The following is an 18,382-nucleotide window of genomic DNA, read 5'->3' as shown; positions in this document are numbered from 1 at the left end:
AATCAGTTATCTTTAGTGAAAAAACCTTGAAATGTCACCTTGTCGCAATGAAGTCCGATTAAATCTACCTGTATGTTGTAGTTCATCTCGAAGAATTTTGCGAAGATCGGATTTTGAAATTTCTTTCGTTTCTTCTTTTACTTTCACTGCTTCTGTTTGATTTTCTTTCATTTGCAATACTTGTTTAATTCCGGCCATATTTAAGCCTTGATCTAACAAATCTTTAATTTCCAACAATTTATCTACATCGTTAAATGAAAATAATCTGCGATTCCCTTTTGTACGGGTTGGAAAAATAAGATTATGCTCTTCATAGTAGCGAATTTGACGTGCAGATAATTGTGTTAAATCCATTACAATACCAATAGGAAACAGCGGAGCAGAACGTCTATCTTCTTTCATCATTTCAGTTCCTCCTTCGCCTTAACTGCTTCTCATTTTATACCACGTTATGTTTAGTGTCAATAGATGTTAGCTTTTCTTACATGGTTTTTTATAAATTTTTTCATTCTTTTTTCTAATGGCACAAATCATTACTTTCACACGAAAAAAAGCTGTCGAAATCGACAGCTTCCCTTTAAGAAATTGTTAATAGATTTTTTTCAATTAACGCATCAATTGCAGAACAAATCGCAATTTTCACATGAGAATAAGTCAATCCACCTTGTACGTATGCAACATACGGAGGACGAATCGGACCATCCGCAGATAATTCGATACTTGCACCTTGAATAAATGTCCCAGCAGCCATAATTACATCATCTTCATATCCCGGCATATAGTTTGCATACGGAGTGAAATGAGAATTAATTGGAGATGCATATTGAATCGCTTGACAGAATGCAATCATACGATCTTTATCGTCAAATTGAACAGATTGAATTAAATCCGTTCTTGGTGCATTCCATGCCGGTGATGTATTCAGCCCTAATTTCTCTAAAAATGCCGCCGTAAAAATTGCACCTTTCAGCGCTTGACCCGCCACATGCGGCGCTAAGAAGAAACCTTGATACATTTCTTGCAGACTGTATAAAGATGCCCCTGCTTCCGCACCAATCCCTGGAGATGTTAAACGATATGCACACGCTTCAACATACTGTTCTTTACCGACAATGTAACCACCCGTTTTAACAATTCCCCCGCCAGGATTCTTAATAAGAGAACCTGCCATTAAGTCCGCACCAACATGACATGGCTCGTTTTCTTCAATAAATTCGCCATAGCAATTATCTACAAATACAATAACATCAGGTTTAATCTCTTTAACAAACGCAATCATCTCTTTAATTTGTGAAACTGTAAACGACGGACGAGTAGCATATCCTTTTGAACGTTGAATACCAATCATCTTCGTGTTACTACGGATCGCAGCTGCAACAGCTTTAAAGTCCACAAATCCCTCTTCAGTTAACGGAACTGCGTTATAACCAATATTATATTCTTTAAATGAGCCTACACCTTTTCCGCGCACACCAACGATTTCTTCTAACGTATCATACGGTTTCCCCGTTATGTATAATAACTCATCTCCCGGACGTAAAATACCAAATAAAGCTGTTGAAATTGCGTGAGTACCTGAAATAATTTGAGGACGAACAAGACCGGATTCTGCCCCAAATACATCCGCATACACTTTTTCTAATGTGTCACGACCAATATCATCATAACCATAACCTGTCGTCGGAATAAAATGCGAATCACTAATTTTATGTTTACGAAAACTTTCTAGCACACGAAATTGATTACTCTCAATTACTTCATCCACACGTTTATGCACTTCTATAATTTGACTTTCTACTTCTTTTACGATTGGAGCAATTTTTTCTCCATTTTTCAAACGATCAAACATTATTATTTTCTCCTTCTTCCACTAAAAATCTCTTTAATTGCCCATTAAGCGATGAATGAGCAAATATATATCCTGTACAATCATATACAAATTTATCTTCTAGAAACTCCATTTTAGTTAATAACGTTTCCGTCTTTAAAAGCGTTAACAACCTACCTTCACTCGGAGGAATTTCCACTTGATAATCATCCATTTCTTCCTTCATCTTCATTTCTATCGCTTCTTTTATACGCAGTAAATCACTTTCTTCAAAAGCACTAGTCATTAAGAAATCCCTTTTCGGAAATGGAATGAAGTTTTGATGCAATTTATCTTTTTTATTATATAACGTAATAATAGGAATATGATTAATTTCAAGGTCTGACAATAATTGTTTTACTGTCTGCTCATGCCCTACATAATTAGGATCTGCTGAATCAACAACATGTAAAATAACATCCGCTTCCCCAGCTTCTTCTAACGTAGATCGAAAAGCAGCAATTAGTGACGTAGGTAAATCTTGTATAAAACCAACCGTATCAGTCAAAAGCACTGTATAACCAGAAGGTAACGGCATCTTTCTTGTCGTCGGATCTAGCGTTGCAAACAATAAGTTTTCTTCAAACGTATCAGCTTCCGTTAATCTATTAAACAACGTAGATTTCCCTGCATTTGTATACCCAATTAACGCAACTTGAAACACTTTATTATCTTTCCTTCTCTCACGATATCTTTTTCGATGTTCTACAACAATCGCAAGTTGCTTCTTTATTTCATCAATACGTGATCGAATATGACGACGGTCCGTTTCGAGCTTCGTCTCTCCCGGCCCTCTCGTACCAATCCCACCACCAAGACGTGATAAAGACAAACCTTGCCCCATAAGGCGCGGCATTGTATATTGCAACTGAGCTAACTCTACTTGAAGCTTACCCTCTCTCGATTTCGCACGTTGCGCAAAAATATCTAGTATTAACTGTGTTCGGTCAATCACTCTCGCATCTAATACTGAAGATAAATTCCGAATTTGACTTGGTGTTAACTCATTATTAAAAACAATAACAGCCGGCTCTAACTCTTCCGTCATCGCAGCAAGCTCTTCTAGTTTACCTTTTCCTATATAAGTTGCAGGATGAAACTTCGGACGCTTTTGCGTCGTTGATACTAACACTTCCGCTCGCGCAGTCTTTGCTAGCGATGCAAGTTCTTTCATGGAATGCATAAATTTTTCATCATCATCTTGCGACAATTGACAGCCAACTAATATGACTTTTTCTTTTTCTTCCATCAAATATGTTCACTCATCCTTTTCGAAATTTAAACCTTCTAATATAATAGCAGAGGAAGCATATTTCATCTAGTTAGCGGGGGAGAAAATTCATGGCATGGGAGATTTTTAGCATCATAGGCACAATCGCCTTCGCACTAAGCGGAGCCATTGTTGCAATGGAAGAAGATTATGATATTTTCGGGGTATATATTTTAGGAATGGCAACCGCATTTGGGGGAGGTGCCCTTCGTAATTTATTAATCGGTTATCCAATCGTCGCATTTTGGCAACAAGACATGTTATTCCAAATCGCACTATTATCAATGACGATTATTTTTCTTTTTCCAAATAAATTAATTAGACATTGGAAAAAGTGGGAAAACATCACGGACGCCATCGGTTTATCAGCATTCGCTGTACAAGGAGCACTATATGCTCAAAAACTAGATTTACCAATTAGCGCTACAATCGTAGCTGCTGTTTTAACAGGCATCGGCGGCGGTATTATTCGCGACCTTTTAGCTCGCAGAAAACCTCTTGTCCTCCGAGCTGACGTATATGCGTTTTGGACGATTTTAGCAGGTTTCTTAATTGGCGCTAAAATTATCGTTAGCGATTGGGCTCTATACACCTTATTCATTTTAATTGTTTGCTTCCGCATGATTTCTATTCATTACAAATGGCATTTACCGCATAGACGTATTGATACAAAGGAACGGTCAATGCATAAATAGCACTCTAACCTCTTTACATATCGTAAAGAGGTTTTTCTTTTCTAACGAGTTTTTCTTTACATAATGTTAATACTAATTTTTAAAGCGAGGTGAATACAAATGACAAACCATGTTAATAAAGGTGCTCAAAAAAGCTCAGTAGACCAAATTACACACGATCCTAATTCAGCACACGAAAAAAGCGCTAAAATGGAACGCTTCCATAAATCTTACCAAGAAAAAGCGAAAAAAGAGTAACGTACTTATACATCAAAAAATAGACGCACAGTTTACGTACTGTGCGTCTCCTCTTCAAGCATCAAATCCATACTTGATATCCCAATTAAATCATATTTATCATACGTATCCTCTTGTAACAATCGCATAGCTTGTGTGCGAATTGATTTTTCAACAATATTCCGTACGTATCGCCCATTACTAAACGATGTAATTTGTGACGAATACTTTGCCGCGTGTAAATGATCTCTAAATTTCCACTCTGCTTCTTTCGACAACTGATATTCACGTTCTTCATACATTCTCTTTCCAATTTCCAACAACTGATTTACCGAGTAATCCGCAAATTCAATAATAAACGGAAAACGAGATTGTAATCCTGGGTTTAATGAAAGAAAATGGTTCATCTCTCTTGAATATCCAGCTAAAATTAATACAAAACCGTGTTGCTTATCTTCCATATGCTTCACAAGTGTATCAATAGCTTCCTTCCCAAAATCCTTCTCTCCACCCCGCGCTAATGAATACGCCTCATCAATAAATAAAATCCCTCCCATAGCCTTCTTTATTAAATCCCTTGTCTTTTGTGCTGTATGTCCGATATACTCACCTACAAGATCAGCACGTTCAGCTTCAACTAAATGCCCCTTCGATAAAATATTCATCTCAAACAACAATTTCCCTATCATTCTAGCAACGGTTGTCTTCCCAGTACCGGGATTCCCCCTAAATAACATGTGAAGCACTTGCTTCTCAGACTTCAACCCCACCTCTTGCCTTTTTTTATTTACATAAATCCAAGCATAAATTTCTTTTATTATCTTTTTTATATCATCCATCCCAACAAGTTTTCCCATCTCTTCTTCAATTCTCTGCAACATCTCATGTTTAGTAGTGGTTTCACTTGAAATTACCGTTTTATTTTCTGATGCCGGTAACGAAATTTTCTTTCGATGGTTTAATACAATATTAATTTGATTGTTATTTTTCTTACGCATCGATTGTTCCATACAATCACCTCATTTTATCCACTCACCAAATATTATTATTCCAGTCCCTCTTGCAAATGCCTATTTTCAGAAAAGTTTGCTATAATATAAGAAATAATCAAGGTGGTGGGACTATGGAAACAACGGAATTCCATGATACAATACAAGCCTTTTCTATTTTTTTATTGAATAAAGGCCGAAAGTCTTCAACCATTAAACGTTATGTTTATGACATTGAAGATTTTGGACATTGGTTAGAAAAAAACAAAAAGCTCCCTTCCAGTAATATATGGGCAACACTTTGTACAAAAGACTATGAAGATTACTTTTCAGACTTAAAAAAGAATCGACACTACTCTGAGAAAACAATGCATCGTGTATTTATTGTATTAAATAGAATGCATCATTTTCTTAACATTCCAAATCCATTAAAGAATATGGAAATTACTATTCAACCAAACCGTGCATTGCGTAATGAAGATTTCATTTCATCCGATGAAGAAAAAAGATTAAAGCATATAGTCACTTCATTAGAAGGACTTTCAGAAAAACAACGTCCTGTTCGTCCGTTATTAATGGATCGTAATATCGTCATTTTAAGTCTATTAATCGACTACGGACTATCCTTACAAGAGCTTACAGCATTAACTATGCATCACGTTCATTTTGAAACTAATACACTTTCTATTCCAGCAACCGCAGGAGTAGAAAGAACAATCCCATTAGCAGTCGAAGACAAAAAACAACTGTACACATATTATAAAAGTATTCCAGAACCAGTTCGTCCTAAATACCATAGTAATGACCCATTGTTTGTTGCATTCGATTTTAACCGTGGAACATACAGATGGGTATATGAAAACGACGCACCAAAAGCACTAACAGAAATCGCTATTCAAAAAATGATCCGACTTGAAGTAGCAAGAGCGAATTTACGTAAAGGCATTTCTGGACAACATTTCCGGAACACATTTATTTTACGCCTAATAAAAAAACAAACCCCAGAGCCAGAGATCATAAAATTAGTTGGCTTCAAATCAAAAATTTCACTAAAACGGTATTATCAATATGCTGAAAATAAAAAAAACGCCCTATAATAAGGCGTTTTTTTTATTTCTTTCTCGAAACAATCAATTTCACTATGACCATTTAACTACTCCCTGCATCTACTATGATGAGTTTCGTTCACATTCTTATTAGAAAGGAGAGATTTAATGTCTCGTTTTAACGACAATCAAAATAAATACTCCAATCCATGCTTTCCAACTAGCGCTGGACGCATTCCAACTACCCCAACGATTCCAATTACTAAAGCGCAAATTAGAACATTCCGCGCAATCATTAACGATTTAATAAAAATAATCCCTAAACTTTTCGCCAATCCATCTCCCAAAAACATAGAGGATCTAATAGATACATTGCACCTACTAAGCAAATTCATCTGTTCACTAGACACTACTTCCGCTCTGAAAGCACAAGGATTAGCCATCATTAAAAACTTAATAACTATATTAAGAAATCCAACCTTTGTAGCAAGTGCTGTATTTATTGAACTTCAAATTTTAATTAATTATTTACTTTACATTACAAAGTTATTCCGAATTGATCCTTGTACACTCCAAGAACTCCTTAAATTAATTGCAGAGTTACAAACTACTCTAGTTAATTCAGCTTCGTTCGGCAGAGGACCTACTGGACCTACTGGACCTACTGGACCTCAAGGTAATACGGGCGCTACTGGTGCCACTGGTCCTAGAGGTAACACAGGCGCTACTGGTGCTACCGGACCTAGAGGTAACACAGGTGCTACTGGTGCCACTGGTCCTAGAGGTAACACAGGCGCTACTGGTGCTACCGGACCTAGAGGTAACACAGGTACTGGTGCTACTGGTAACACAGGCGCTAGGTCCTAGAGGTAACACAGGCGCTACTGGTGCTACCGGACCTAGAGGTAACACAGGCGCTACTGGACCCTAGAGGTAACACAGGCGCTACTGGTGCTACACCTAGGTAACACGGGTAACACAGGCCTGCACTGGTGCTACCGGACCTCACAGGCGCTACTGGTGCTAACCTAGAGGTAACACAGGTGCTACCGGTGCTACTGGACCTCAAGGTGTTCAAGGTAACACGGGTAACACGGTGCTACTGGACCTCAAGGTGCTCAAGGTAACACGGGTGCTACTGGACCTCAAGGTGTTCAAGGTAACACGGGTGCTACCGGTTCCACTGGACCTCAAGGTGTTCAAGGTAACACGGGTAACACGGGTGCTACTGGACCTCAAGGTAACACAGGCGCTTCAAGGTAACACAGGCGCTACTGGACAAGGTAACACGGGTAACTACAGGTGCCACTGGACCTCAAGGTGTTCAAGGTAACACGGTAACACAGGTGCTACTGGACCTCAAGGTGTTCAAGGTAACACGGGTACACAGGTGCCACTGGACCTCAAGGTGTTCAAGGTAACACGGTGCTGGACTCACCTCAAGGTATTCAAGGTAACACGGGTGCTACCGGTTCCACTGGACCTCAAGGTGTTCAAGGTAACACGGGCTACCGGTTCCACTGGACCTCAAGCTACCTCAAGGTGCTACCGGACCTCAAGGTGTTCAAGGTAACACAGGTCTACTGGACCTCAAGGTAACACGGGTGCTACTGGACCTCAAGGTATTCAAGGTAACACGGGTGCTACCGGTTCCACTGGACCTCAAGGTGTTCAAGGTAGGTAACAAGGTGTTCAAGGTAACACGGGCGCTACCGGTTCCACTGGACCTCAAGGTATTCAAGGTAACACGGGTGCTACTGGACCTCAAGGTATTCAAGGTAACACGGGTGCTACCGGTTCCACTGGACCTCAAGGTGTTCAAGGTAACACCTCTGGACCTCAAGGTGGTAACACGGGTGCTACCGGTTCCACTGGACCTCAAGGTATTCAAGGTCACAGGTGCTACTTCCACTGGACCTCAAGGTGTTCAAGGTAACACAGGTGCTACTGGACCTCAAGGTATTCAAGGTAACACGGGTGCTACCGGTTCCACTGGACCTCAAGGTGTTCAAGGTAACACGGGTAACACAGGTGCCACTGGACCTCAAGGTGTTCAAGGTAACACGGGTAACACAGGTGCTACCGGACCTCAAGGTGTTCAAGGTAACACGGGTAACACAGGTGCCACTGGACCTCAAGGTGTTCAAGGTAACACGGGTGCTACTGGACCTCAAGGCGCTCAAGGACCAGCGGGCGCTACTGGCGCTACTGGCGCTACTGGACCTCAAGGTAACACAGGTGCTACCGGACCTCAAGGTGTTCAAGGTAACACGGGTGCTACTGGTATAGGAGTTACCGGACCTACTGGACCTTCTGGTGGGCCTCCTGGACCTACTGGACCTCAAGGTGTTCAAGGACCAACGGGTGCTACTGGTATAGGAGTTACCGGACCTTCTGGGCCTAGCTTCCCAGTAGCGACAATCGTTGTAACAAACAACATCCAACAAACAGTACTCCAATTTAATAACTTTATTTTTAGTACTGCAATTAACGTAAACAACATTATCTTTAACGGCACAAATACAGTTACTGTTATTAACGCTGGTATTTATGTAATTAGCGTATCTATTTCTACAACTGCGCCAGGATGCGCCCCACTTGGAGTAGGAATTTCAATTAATGGAGCTGTTGCTACTGACAACTTCTCTTCAAATCTAATAGGCGACTCACTTTCATTTACTACAATCGAAACATTAGCTGCTGGAGCAAACATTTCTGTCCAATCTACTCTTAACGAGATTACGATCCCTGCAACAGGAAACACTAACATTCGTCTTACTGTATTTAGAATCGCTTAAATTTCACTATTTATTGTTTATGGCAAATAAAAAAAGAGCGAGAAACTGAACTGCACCCCAATTGTTAGACACATAATCTAACAATTGGAGGTGCAGTTTTTCTATGGCTAAATTTACAGCTGATGAAAAAATACACATCGTTCTACGTTATTTGAACGGAAAAGAAAGTTATCGAGAAATTGGTAAAGAAATCGGGATAAGAAACACAGTAATTTTGAATTGGGTAAACCAATATAAGCAGAATGGTGTGGAAGCTTTTCTAAAACAGTATACAAATTACACACAGCGTTTTAAACTAGACGTACTAAACTTTATGGTTGAAAACGGTACATCCTTATTTGAAGGGGCAGCTATCTTTAACATTCCTGCCCCTTCAACAATTAGTGTTTGGAAAAAACAACTCGAAACACAAGGAATTGATGCCCTTCAATCAAAGAAAAAGGGGCGTCCATTCATGAAAAAAGAGTCAAATAAACAATCAAAACAAATATTAGCTGAAGGCTCAATCGAAGCGCTTGAAGCTCGTATTAAACAGCTTGAAATGGAAAATGAGTACTTAAAAAAGTTGAATGCCTTAGTTCAAAACAAGGAAAAGTCACTAAACGAGACAAAGCGCAAGTAATCTATGAATTAAGGCATAAATATTCCGTGAAAGCACTCGTGAAGCTAGCTGAAATTCCACGAAGCACATATTATGATTTAGTGAAGAAAATGAATCGTCCGGATCTAGATGCCGATTTGAAAGCTGAAATTAAAGAAATTTATGAGGAAAATGAATGTCGTTATGGCTACCGCCGCATTCGTGATGAGTTAACGAATCGTGGTCAGAAAGTAAATCACAAGAAGGTTCAGCGTATGATGAAGGAGCTTGGGGTAAAGTGTGTTGTACGTATGAAAAAATATAAGTCTTATAAGGGTAAATTCGGTAAAATTGCACCAAATATTTTAGAACGAAATTTTAATGCAGATGCACCAAATCAAAAATGGGTAACAGACATCACAGAGTTTAAATTGTTCGGAGAGAAACTTTATTTATCACCTGTATTAGACTTGTATAATGGTGAAATTATTACATATACAATTGGTTCTAGACCGACGTATTCACTTGTTTCAGAGATGTTAGAGAAATCCTTAGAACGTTTACCTGAAAATCACCAGCTACTGATGCATTCAGATCAAGGATGGCATTATCAAATGAAACAATATGTCCGTACACTTGAATCAAGAGGTATTGTGCAGAGTATGTCTCGAAAAGGGAACTGTTATGACAACGCAGTAATAGAAAACTTCTTTGGGATCATGAAGTCAGAATTCCTCTACATAAAAGAGTTTGAAAGTGTAGAGTATTTTAAAATAGAATTAGAAAAATATATAGATTATTATAATACGAAACGGATAAAGGCAAAATTAAAAATGAGCCCGGTGCAATACCGGACTCGCTTTTATCAAGCTGCCTAATGAAATAACCGTGTCTAATTTTTAGGGGTCACTTCATACTCGCTCTTTTTTGTTATGTACAATAATTCATTACTACTCTAATTCAATTGAAACATTTTTTTGTGGTACAAATGTAGAAATTGCATGTTTATAAATAAGCTGTTGCTTACCTTCTGTTTCCAGCAGGACTGTAAAATTATCAAATCCTTTAATTAATCCACGAAGCTGGAAACCATTTAATAAGTACAGCGTAACGAACGTATTCTCTTTACGGAGTTGATTTAAAAACTGATCTTGAATATTGATTGATTGCTTCATGTCGAATCCTCCTCTTTTTCTCTACTTACTATTATTCGACTTTAGTTGTAGCTTTCCTTCTATGTATCGTAAAATTTCTGACGTTTTTTCACCATCAGTAACATCGAACCACGCGACATCCATCTTATTACGGAACCACGTTAATTGACGTTTTGCATAACGGCGTGAATTCGTCTTTAATTGTGATACCGCTTCTTCTAAAGATACACGATTCTCAAAATAATCATATATCTCTTTATAACCAATCGCTTGAATAGATTGACAATCTCGCACTCCTCTTTCATGTAGACCTTTTACTTCTTCTAATAAACCTTGTTCAATCATTAGGTTAACACGTAAGTTAATGCGATCGTATAGCATTTCTCGATCCATTGTCAAGCCAATTAATGAAACATCGTACAGTAACTCATTTTCTTGTTTTTCGAGCTGGTTACTCATTTTTCCACCCGTCGTGTGAAAAATTTCTAACGCCCGAATAACACGCCTTACATTATTGGCATGAATACGCTCCGCACTTTCTGGATCTACTTCTTGCAACTTTTTATGTATATATTCCACACCGCGTTCTAATGCTAATTTTTCCATCTGTTCTCGGTATGTAGCGTCCCCAGCCTCATCTGTAAACTGGTAATCGAATAGAACAGATTGTATATAGAGACCGGTTCCACCAACAATAATTGGTAATTTCCCGCGCTCAGTAATTTCTCGAATGCACTTACGGACACGTTCTTGAAATTCCGCCACAGAAAATGAATCTTCCGGATCTTTTATATCAATCATATAATGCGGAATTCCGTCCATCTCATCTGTCGTCACCTTTGCAGTCCCGATATCCATCGTACGATAAATTTGCATGGAATCACCACTAATAATCTCACCATTCAACGCTTTTGCAAGATCGATACTTAATTTCGTCTTCCCGACAGCAGTTGGCCCAATGATGACAGCAACTTTTTCACGTTGCACTTCTCCCATATCATTCAACTCTCTTTATGTAATATACTCCATCTATTGATTATACCCAATCTTACCAATTTTAACGGCATGATTGCAAGTTCTTTGAATCTAGTACATGAAATTATACATAAAAAAAGAGCATAGCTTGTCCAATTCTGCATATACATGATAAAAAATAGCTCGGAGAGGGTGCAATGACTATGAAACAAGCGACTATCGATTTTCCATTATTAATAAAGGACCTTATTTTAGCTACCGCTACAAAAGAACAAAATTGTTCACAAGAAGAATTATACTTCGCACTAAATTGTTTACTACGTTCCTTTCATTCTACTCTTCAAGAAACAGCATTACATCCAGAAAATAAAAATACAGAGTATATGCAAACTCAATTTTGCACCGCGTATAAAATTATTACAGGTAAAACAATTTACCCTTTTCAATAATTCTTATATAAAAAAAGCGGCCGCTTAGACATTTTCAAGCAGCCGTTTTTTATTTCAATACCTTATTTTATAACTTTCACTTTAACGGATTTACGACCCCAACTATCAGCAGTGCTATCTGAACCAACTAAAACGTCAATACGGTTTCCTTTAATCGCGCCACCAGTATCTCCAGCAATTGCTTCTCCATATCCTTCCACCCACACTTTTGATCCAAGAGGAATTACTTTCGGATCAACAGCAATAACTTTCATATTTGGATTCGCTGTTAAATCATGCCCCATCGCAGTTAACACACGACCACCATATGTGCCATTTTCACTCGGATTAGCTGTGTAAGCTGTCGCTTCTACTGTTATTTCACGACCAGCAGGTGCACTTGTTTCAGTAGATTTCGCCACTGGCTTAGCTGCCGGCTTCGCTTGTGCTACTGGTTTACTTGATGCCCCACTTTTAACAGATTCTTTTCCGTTAACTGCCGTATCATTTTTAGCCGGAGTTTTCTCCTTAACTGATGTATCATTTTTAACCGCCGTTTTCTCCTTAGTTGGTGCTTCATCTTGAGCTGGAACTTCTTTCCTTTCAATAACAGATGCTGTACCTGTTAAAAATGGTACGTGAACATACGCCGCTTTCCCGCTATATTCGAATTGTAACCATTCGTTTTGTACTTGATTTGTCGTTTCAATCAAGTCATCTTTTTTAAGCGTGCCAAGAATTTCTGAATCAGTATTCGCTCCAGCACGAACGTTTAATACGTTTGCTGTTACATAATAAGAACTTTTCGTAAACTCAGCACTTACAAACGCTTCTTTGCCATCTAATTTAATTTTGGACCATCCGTTTTCTGTATTTATAACATCTAATTTATTTCCACTTAACATTTTACCTACAAGCTTTGATTCTACAGTTGGGTTTTCTCTAACGTTTAATACATCTGTTGTTACAATCGTTTCCGCTTTAGCAGAACCTACAAAAATCCCAAGACCAAAAACTGCTGCTGTTGCTATACCTAATAATTTTTTCATGAATAGCCTCCATTTGCTTTGTTTTCGTGTTCTCATTATAGCAACAGTTTTTTGGAAAATTTCGAAAATCACACAATTACAAAGCATTCGTAATAAACGATTAATGATTTGTAACATAAATTTCCATATTAAAGAATTGTATTTCCATCAAAATTAGCAATAGTTTTCATATATTTCTCACACATTAGCATAAGAATTTTTTTCCAGAAAAAATTACAGTATTACTTTTTTGTTACAAAAAAATCACTTTTCATTACATCTTTTACCAAAATCCATCATAATCCAATTATTAAATTACTTTTTGTAACAAAAAAGGAACAACTCCTATTAGCTGTCCCTTTTTATCTTTTATTTAACTTTCTTCTTCCAAACACCTATCATAATAGCTGAAACAATCGTCCCAATTAATATAGAGAAAATATATAGCAACGGTTTATTCACTAATGCGATAACGAACAATCCACCATGCGGTGCCGGCAATGTAATTTGGAATAACATAGATAAGGCACCCGCGATACTTGAACCAGCAACACAACTTACAATTACACGTACCGGATCGGCAGCGGCAAATGGAATAGCACCTTCTGTAATAAACGACGCTCCCATAATATAATTTGTTAAACCAGATTTACGTTCCGCTTCTGTAAATTTTGTTTTAAAGAATGTAGTTGCTAATGCAATCGCAAGTGGCGGTACCATACCACCAGCCATAACAGCAGAGTGCACTCCAAAATTCTTTGCTTCTATTGCAGCAATACCAAATGTAAATGCAGCTTTATTAATTGGACCACCCATATCAATTGCCATCATACCACCTAAAATAAGTCCTAATAATATAGCATTCGTACCACTCAAACCATTTAACCATCCTGTTAACATTTCATTTAATGCTACTACAGGCGGGTTTACTACTTTTTGCATAACAACTCCTGTAATCAACAATCCAAAGACTGGATATAATAAAACAGGTTTAATTCCTTCTAACTGTACTGGTAATCCTGAAAATAATCTTTTCAATCCTAAAACAACATATCCAGCTAAGAAACCAGCAATTAATCCACCTAAAAATCCCGCATTCGCTTGTGCTGCTAAAAACCCACCTACAACACCAGGCATAAAACCAGGTCGATCAGCAATAGAGCTTGCAATAAATCCAGCTAAAATTGGTACAAGGAATAAGAAGGCTCCTTTTTCTCCACCGCCAATAGCCATTAATATTTCAGCAATAGGACCTTTTGCCTTAATTCCACCGAACATAAACGCTAACGCGATTAAAATCCCGCCACCAACAACGAATGGAAGCATATTACTTACACCGCTCATTAAATGCTTATAAATTCCCAGCCCTTTTTCTTTCTCTACACTTTCTGCCTTCCCATCCTGTTTTACACCCTTAAAGATTGGTGCATCTTGTTTTACAGCTCGATTAAGAAGGATTTCAGTTTTTCTAATGCCATCAGCGACCGGCACTTGAATGACATGTTTTCCAGCAAAACGGTTCATTTCTACTTGTTTATCTGCCGCAACGATAATCGCTGTTGCACGTTCAATATCCTCTTTCGTTAAACCATTCTTTATACCTGTTGATCCGTTCGTTTCAACTTTAATGGCTATACCTAACTCTGCTGCTTTTGCTTTTAAACTATCCGCAGCCATATATGTGTGAGCGATACCAGTTGGACAAGCTGTAACAGCTAATACGTACGGTTCATTCCCTTCTGGCTTTGCTACTTCAACTTCTTCTTTTTCTTCTTCTTTTTCATTCTCTTTTTCATCAAATAAACGAAGAAGTTCCTCTTCATCCTTTGCTTCTAATAATTGTTTACGAAAACCTTCATCCATTAATAATGTAGATAGACGAGACAACGTTTCTAAATGAGTATTATTCGCCCCTTCACTTGCAGCAATCATAAAGAATAAATGAGAAGGCTGTCCATCAAGCGACTCATAGTTGATACCGCTTACACTTCTACCAAAACAAATCGATGGTTGTTTAACGGCATTCGTCTTCGCATGAGGTATAGCAATACCTTCACCAATTCCTGTTGTACTTTGTGACTCTCGCTTTAGAATAGCTTCTTTAAATTCAGCTTTATTATTTAAACGATTCGCACCATTTAATTTCTCAACTAATTCATCTATGACAGCTTCTTTATTTGAAGCTGTCATATTCATAATGACTGTATCCCTTTTTAATAGTTCTGTAATTTTCATATGTTGCTTCCCCCTATCGCTTAACTACAACTACTTGCGACAACAATTCTTCTACTTTTTCCTTTGTACATAAATCTGCTGAAAATGCTGTTGCACTCCCCGTTGCAACACCATATTGAAATGCTTTTTCAATATCTTTTGTCTGTTCATATTTACCTACAAATCCTGCAACAAGGGAATCTCCCGCCCCAACTGAATTAATTACAACACCTTTTGGAACAGTTGCTTCATATATACCTTCTGCCGTAAATAATAAAGCTCCATCTCCTGCCATTGATACGATAACGTGCTCTACACCTTGTTCGATTAATTTTCTTCCATACGGTAAAATGGCTTCTACTGTTGAAAGCTCCACTCCGAATAACTCACCAAGTTCATGATGATTTGGCTTTATTAAAAATGGCTTATTTTTAGTTACATGCTGCAGTGCACTTCCACTTGCATCTACTACTACACGAATACCTTTTTCGGCTCCAAACGCTGCGATTGATTCATAAAAGGTAGTTGGAATAGAGGAAGGTACACTTCCGGCTAGTACAACACAATCTCCAGATTGCATACTTTCGATTTTTTTCATCAATTGTTCAAATTGCTCATTTGTCACACTAGGACCTTGTCCATTTAGCTCTGTTTCTTCTTGCCCTTTTATTTTCACATTAATTCGGGAATCTCCGTCTACTTGAACGAAGTTTGTTGTTACACCTTCCGCATGTAATACATCTTTAATAAATTTACCGGTAAATCCACCGGTAAATCCAAGCGCTACATTTTCAACATCTAAACGATGAAGAACGCGAGAAACATTAATGCCTTTCCCTCCTGGAAATTTCATATCTTTCTCTGCTCGGTTTACTGTTCCTAAATCGAAAGAATTAACTTGTACTACATAATCAATAGATGGGTTTAAAGTAACTGTATAGATCATTGTTTATCAGCCTCAATTACATTGGTTTGTCTTTTATATTTTTCTAAATCAATTTCTAAATGATTTGTAATAATGCTTGCATCTTCAACATTTGCAATTTTCGCAAACGCAACTTCTGAAAATTTACTTTCATCAATTAAGAAATACCCTTCGTTCGCTAATGTTAATGCCCTTTGTTTCAAGAGTGCTTCTTCTGGATCTGGTGTTGTATACCCTAACTGTTCATGTACACCATTGGCTCCTAAAAAACATTTATCAAAGCGATACTTCTGTATACTTTCCTGTGCCATAGCACCAATTAAAGCTTTCGTCCTACTCTTCATCATCCCGCCTAGTAAATACGCACGAATATTATTTTCAACTAAAGCTTCAATATGCATAAGTCCATTCGTTACGACAGTAACATCTTTATTTATTAAAAATGGAATCATTTCAAATGTTGTACTTCCTGCATCTAAATAAACGCAATCCCCTTGTTCAACAATACTAGCCGCATGCTTGGCAATTTGTTGTTTTATTTGAATGTTTTTGGATGATTTTTCAATCATCGTTGGCTCCTGTCCTTTTCCTGTTAAAACAGAGGCACCACCATGAACTCTTTTTAATAACCTTTGTTTTTCCAATTGTGCTAAATCACGACGAATTGTCGATTCAGAGCTTTCTGTTCTTTCCACTAATTGCTGTAATTTAACCACTTTTTGTTCTTTCACAAGTTGTAGTATCATTTGATGACGTTCAGGAGTTAACATCTTCTTCACCTCTTCTTTGATTATAGTATAATGAAAACGATCACAAAATTCAACCATAAACAATCAAAAATAACCATTAACAATCACGATCGGTTATAAACAACAAAAAGAAACCTATTTGATACAACAATCAAATAGGTTTCTTCTCTCGCTTCACTTATAAAGAAGCTTTATAAATTGCACGAACATCATCTTTATTTAATTTTTTAAAGTTACCGAATTCACCATAAGCCATCGCTTTATCCGCCATTAAGTCAATTTCACTTTCTCTAATAGCGTAATCAGCTAATGTTACTGGCGCTTCAATCGAAGTCCAAAATTGACGTAACGTCTCAATTCCCTCTAATGCAATCTCTTTATCGGTCTTCCCATCTGTTTCTACATCGAATACACGAATAGCGAACTGTTTAAAACGACTGATATTTTCATCTACAACATGCTTCATCCAGTTCGGGAATAAAATCGCAAGGCCACCCCCATGTGGTATATCATGAACAGCAGAAACTGCATGCTCAATATTATGAGTTGCCCAATCTCCTCTTACTCCCATTGCTAAAATACCGTTTAAAGCCATCGTTCCGCAATATAAAATCGTTTCCCTATGCTCATAATTTTCTAAATTATTTAAAAGCTTAGGAGCTGTTTCAATTACTGTTTTTAAAATAGACTCACAATAACGATCTTGTAATTCTGTATTCATGCCGTGATGGAAATATTGCTCTAATACGTGCGACATAATATCGACCATACCATAAATTGTTTGGTCTCTCGGCACAGACGCAGTATGTACTGGATCTAAAATTGAAAACTGAGGGAATGTAACCGGACTGCCCCAGCCGTACTTTTCATTCGTTTCCCAGTTTGTAATTACAGAGCCTGCATTCATTTCAGAACCTGTTGCCGCAAGAGTGAGTACAGTACCGAACGGTAACGCCTCGCTAGCAAATGATTTTTTCGTTACAATATCCCATACATCTCCATCATATTTACTACCAGCAGCAATCGCTTTCGTACAGTCGATTACACTTCCTCCGCCAACCGCTAAAATAAATTCGACTCCATTGTCTTTACAAATTTGAATCCCTTTCTTTACTGTTGATAAACGAGGATTCGGTTCAACACCCGTCAACTCAAACACTTCCGCATTTATATCCTTTAAAATAGAAATTACATTATCATAAATACCGTTTCTTTTAATACTTCCTCCTCCATATACGAGAAGAACTTTTTTACCGAACTGTGGAATTTCAGTTTTTAACTGCTCTAATTGTCCTTTACCAAAAATAAGTTTTGTTGGATTACGAAATACAAAATTTTGCATATATCTTTACCATCCCTTCCATATGAAAAGCAACTATACTTTTGTATACCACACTTTTTTAATTTCACAAACAAATTTGCTTAACAAAAAAATCCCAGCCTTAAAG

The 18,382-nt window shown here is 37.7% G+C and carries 16 protein-coding genes and 1 pseudogene; 6 read left to right on the top strand and 11 right to left on the bottom strand.

Going from position 1 to position 18,382, the window contains the following annotated elements; translation table 11 throughout:
* Nucleotides 1-12: 12 nt before the first annotated feature.
* The 3 genes from glnR to hflX form a co-directional block, all read right to left on the bottom strand.
* Entirely contained in the window at nucleotides 13-402 is a 390-nt protein-coding gene (gene glnR / locus MKX77_RS06450; protein ID WP_215556623.1) for a transcriptional repressor GlnR, read from the bottom strand.
* A 175-nt stretch (nucleotides 403-577) separates the two neighbouring features.
* Nucleotides 578-1,849 carry a methionine gamma-lyase family protein gene (locus MKX77_RS06445; protein WP_215553879.1) on the bottom strand — a complete coding sequence of 424 codons (1,272 nt, stop codon included), beginning with the start codon at nucleotides 1,847-1,849 and terminating at the stop codon, nucleotides 578-580.
* On the bottom strand, nucleotides 1,842-3,116 hold the full coding sequence (hflX, locus tag MKX77_RS06440; protein ID WP_215553880.1) for a GTPase HflX: 1,275 nt from the start codon (nucleotides 3,114-3,116) through the stop codon (nucleotides 1,842-1,844). Before hflX ends, MKX77_RS06445 begins: the two co-directional genes overlap by 8 nt.
* A gap of 92 nt (nucleotides 3,117-3,208) precedes the next feature.
* Here hflX and MKX77_RS06435 point away from each other — a divergent pair, with 92 nt between their 5' ends.
* The gene (locus MKX77_RS06435) at nucleotides 3,209-3,832 is read left to right on the top strand and encodes a trimeric intracellular cation channel family protein (RefSeq protein ID WP_002111257.1); all 624 of its coding nucleotides are present in this window, start codon (nucleotides 3,209-3,211) and stop codon (nucleotides 3,830-3,832) included.
* Nucleotides 3,833-3,931: 99 nt separating this feature from the next.
* The gene (locus MKX77_RS06430) at nucleotides 3,932-4,069 is read left to right on the top strand and encodes a hypothetical protein (RefSeq protein ID WP_002111258.1); all 138 of its coding nucleotides are present in this window, start codon (nucleotides 3,932-3,934) and stop codon (nucleotides 4,067-4,069) included.
* Between the two features lie 32 nt (nucleotides 4,070-4,101).
* On the opposite strand, the gene spoVK is transcribed toward MKX77_RS06430, so the two are convergent.
* On the bottom strand, nucleotides 4,102-5,058 hold the full coding sequence (spoVK, locus tag MKX77_RS06425; RefSeq protein WP_215553882.1) for a stage V sporulation protein K: 957 nt from the start codon (nucleotides 5,056-5,058) through the stop codon (nucleotides 4,102-4,104).
* A gap of 113 nt (nucleotides 5,059-5,171) precedes the next feature.
* On the opposite strand from spoVK, the gene MKX77_RS06420 reads away from it, so the two are divergent.
* From MKX77_RS06420 to MKX77_RS06410, 3 genes and pseudogenes are all read left to right on the top strand, one after another.
* Complete coding sequence (locus MKX77_RS06420; RefSeq protein ID WP_341306066.1) at nucleotides 5,172-6,134, top strand: tyrosine-type recombinase/integrase; 963 nt, start codon at nucleotides 5,172-5,174, stop codon at nucleotides 6,132-6,134.
* A 117-nt stretch (nucleotides 6,135-6,251) separates the two neighbouring features.
* Nucleotides 6,252-8,881, top strand: a pseudogene (locus MKX77_RS06415) (Gly-Xaa-Xaa repeat protein).
* A 103-nt stretch (nucleotides 8,882-8,984) separates the two neighbouring features.
* Nucleotides 8,985-10,339, top strand: a protein-coding gene (locus tag MKX77_RS06410) for an IS3 family transposase (protein ID WP_341306065.1) whose coding sequence is annotated in 2 segments (ribosomal slippage) — nucleotides 8,985-9,438 and nucleotides 9,438-10,339 — 1,356 coding nt in all. Because the reading frame shifts where the segments join, the coding sequence is not laid out codon by codon here.
* 72 nt (nucleotides 10,340-10,411) lie between these two features.
* Here the strand turns inward: MKX77_RS06410 and hfq are convergent.
* The gene (gene hfq / locus MKX77_RS06405) at nucleotides 10,412-10,636 is read right to left on the bottom strand and encodes an RNA chaperone Hfq (RefSeq protein WP_000813896.1); all 225 of its coding nucleotides are present in this window, start codon (nucleotides 10,634-10,636) and stop codon (nucleotides 10,412-10,414) included.
* A 21-nt stretch (nucleotides 10,637-10,657) separates the two neighbouring features.
* The gene (gene miaA / locus MKX77_RS06400; protein WP_341306064.1) at nucleotides 10,658-11,611 is read right to left on the bottom strand and encodes a tRNA (adenosine(37)-N6)-dimethylallyltransferase MiaA; all 954 of its coding nucleotides are present in this window, start codon (nucleotides 11,609-11,611) and stop codon (nucleotides 10,658-10,660) included.
* Nucleotides 11,612-11,793: 182 nt separating this feature from the next.
* Between miaA and MKX77_RS06395 the strand changes: the two genes are divergently transcribed.
* Nucleotides 11,794-12,039 (top strand): hypothetical protein, encoded by a 246-nt coding sequence (locus tag MKX77_RS06395; protein WP_002199601.1) that lies wholly within the window; start codon nucleotides 11,794-11,796, stop codon nucleotides 12,037-12,039.
* Between the two features lie 62 nt (nucleotides 12,040-12,101).
* Here the strand turns inward: MKX77_RS06395 and entD are convergent, their stop codons facing one another.
* The 5 genes from entD to MKX77_RS06370 form a co-directional block, all read right to left on the bottom strand.
* Nucleotides 12,102-13,067 (bottom strand): cell wall-binding protein EntD, encoded by a 966-nt coding sequence (entD, locus tag MKX77_RS06390; RefSeq protein WP_341306063.1) that lies wholly within the window; start codon nucleotides 13,065-13,067, stop codon nucleotides 12,102-12,104.
* Between the two features lie 348 nt (nucleotides 13,068-13,415).
* Nucleotides 13,416-15,281, bottom strand: coding sequence for a PTS fructose transporter subunit IIABC (locus MKX77_RS06385; RefSeq protein WP_341306062.1), 1,866 nt, complete (start codon nucleotides 15,279-15,281; stop codon nucleotides 13,416-13,418).
* A gap of 13 nt (nucleotides 15,282-15,294) precedes the next feature.
* A complete protein-coding gene (pfkB, locus tag MKX77_RS06380; protein ID WP_341306061.1) occupies nucleotides 15,295-16,206 on the bottom strand; it encodes a 1-phosphofructokinase in 912 nt (303 codons plus the stop codon).
* Nucleotides 16,203-16,955, bottom strand: a complete 753-nt coding sequence (locus MKX77_RS06375; RefSeq protein ID WP_341306060.1) for a DeoR/GlpR family DNA-binding transcription regulator — start codon at nucleotides 16,953-16,955, stop codon at nucleotides 16,203-16,205. The genes pfkB and MKX77_RS06375 overlap by 4 nt, the downstream gene beginning before the upstream one ends.
* Nucleotides 16,956-17,112: 157 nt before the next feature.
* On the bottom strand, nucleotides 17,113-18,276 hold the full coding sequence (locus MKX77_RS06370; protein ID WP_341306059.1) for an iron-containing alcohol dehydrogenase: 1,164 nt from the start codon (nucleotides 18,274-18,276) through the stop codon (nucleotides 17,113-17,115).
* Nucleotides 18,277-18,382 lie beyond the last annotated feature (106 nt).

This window comes from Bacillus sp. FSL R9-9410 (assembly GCF_038050385.1).
GTDB classification, from domain to species: Bacteria; Bacillota; Bacilli; order Bacillales; family Bacillaceae_G; genus Bacillus_A; species Bacillus_A cereus_U.
This window is presented reverse-complemented; position numbering and strand designations above follow the sequence as displayed.

Bases quoted from the DNA above. Each gene is read 5' to 3' on its own strand.
- glnR (WP_215556623.1), bottom strand. From the start codon at position 402: ATGAAAGAAGATAGACGTTCTGCTCCGCTGTTTCCTATTGGTATTGTA.
- MKX77_RS06445 (WP_215553879.1), bottom strand. From the start codon at position 1,849: ATGTTTGATCGTTTGAAAAATGGAGAAAAAATTGCTCCAATCGTAAAA.
- hflX (WP_215553880.1), bottom strand. From the start codon at position 3,116: ATGGAAGAAAAAGAAAAAGTCATATTAGTTGGCTGTCAATTGTCGCAA.
- MKX77_RS06435 (WP_002111257.1), top strand. From the start codon at position 3,209: ATGGCATGGGAGATTTTTAGCATCATAGGCACAATCGCCTTCGCACTA.
- MKX77_RS06430 (WP_002111258.1), top strand. From the start codon at position 3,932: ATGACAAACCATGTTAATAAAGGTGCTCAAAAAAGCTCAGTAGACCAA.
- spoVK (WP_215553882.1), bottom strand. From the start codon at position 5,058: ATGGAACAATCGATGCGTAAGAAAAATAACAATCAAATTAATATTGTA.
- MKX77_RS06420 (WP_341306066.1), top strand. From the start codon at position 5,172: ATGGAAACAACGGAATTCCATGATACAATACAAGCCTTTTCTATTTTT.
- hfq (WP_000813896.1), bottom strand. From the start codon at position 10,636: ATGAAGCAATCAATCAATATTCAAGATCAGTTTTTAAATCAACTCCGT.
- miaA (WP_341306064.1), bottom strand. From the start codon at position 11,611: ATGGGAGAAGTGCAACGTGAAAAAGTTGCTGTCATCATTGGGCCAACT.
- MKX77_RS06395 (WP_002199601.1), top strand. From the start codon at position 11,794: ATGAAACAAGCGACTATCGATTTTCCATTATTAATAAAGGACCTTATT.
- entD (WP_341306063.1), bottom strand. From the start codon at position 13,067: ATGAAAAAATTATTAGGTATAGCAACAGCAGCAGTTTTTGGTCTTGGG.
- MKX77_RS06385 (WP_341306062.1), bottom strand. From the start codon at position 15,281: ATGAAAATTACAGAACTATTAAAAAGGGATACAGTCATTATGAATATG.
- pfkB (WP_341306061.1), bottom strand. From the start codon at position 16,206: ATGATCTATACAGTTACTTTAAACCCATCTATTGATTATGTAGTACAA.
- MKX77_RS06375 (WP_341306060.1), bottom strand. From the start codon at position 16,955: ATGTTAACTCCTGAACGTCATCAAATGATACTACAACTTGTGAAAGAA.
- MKX77_RS06370 (WP_341306059.1), bottom strand. From the start codon at position 18,276: ATGCAAAATTTTGTATTTCGTAATCCAACAAAACTTATTTTTGGTAAA.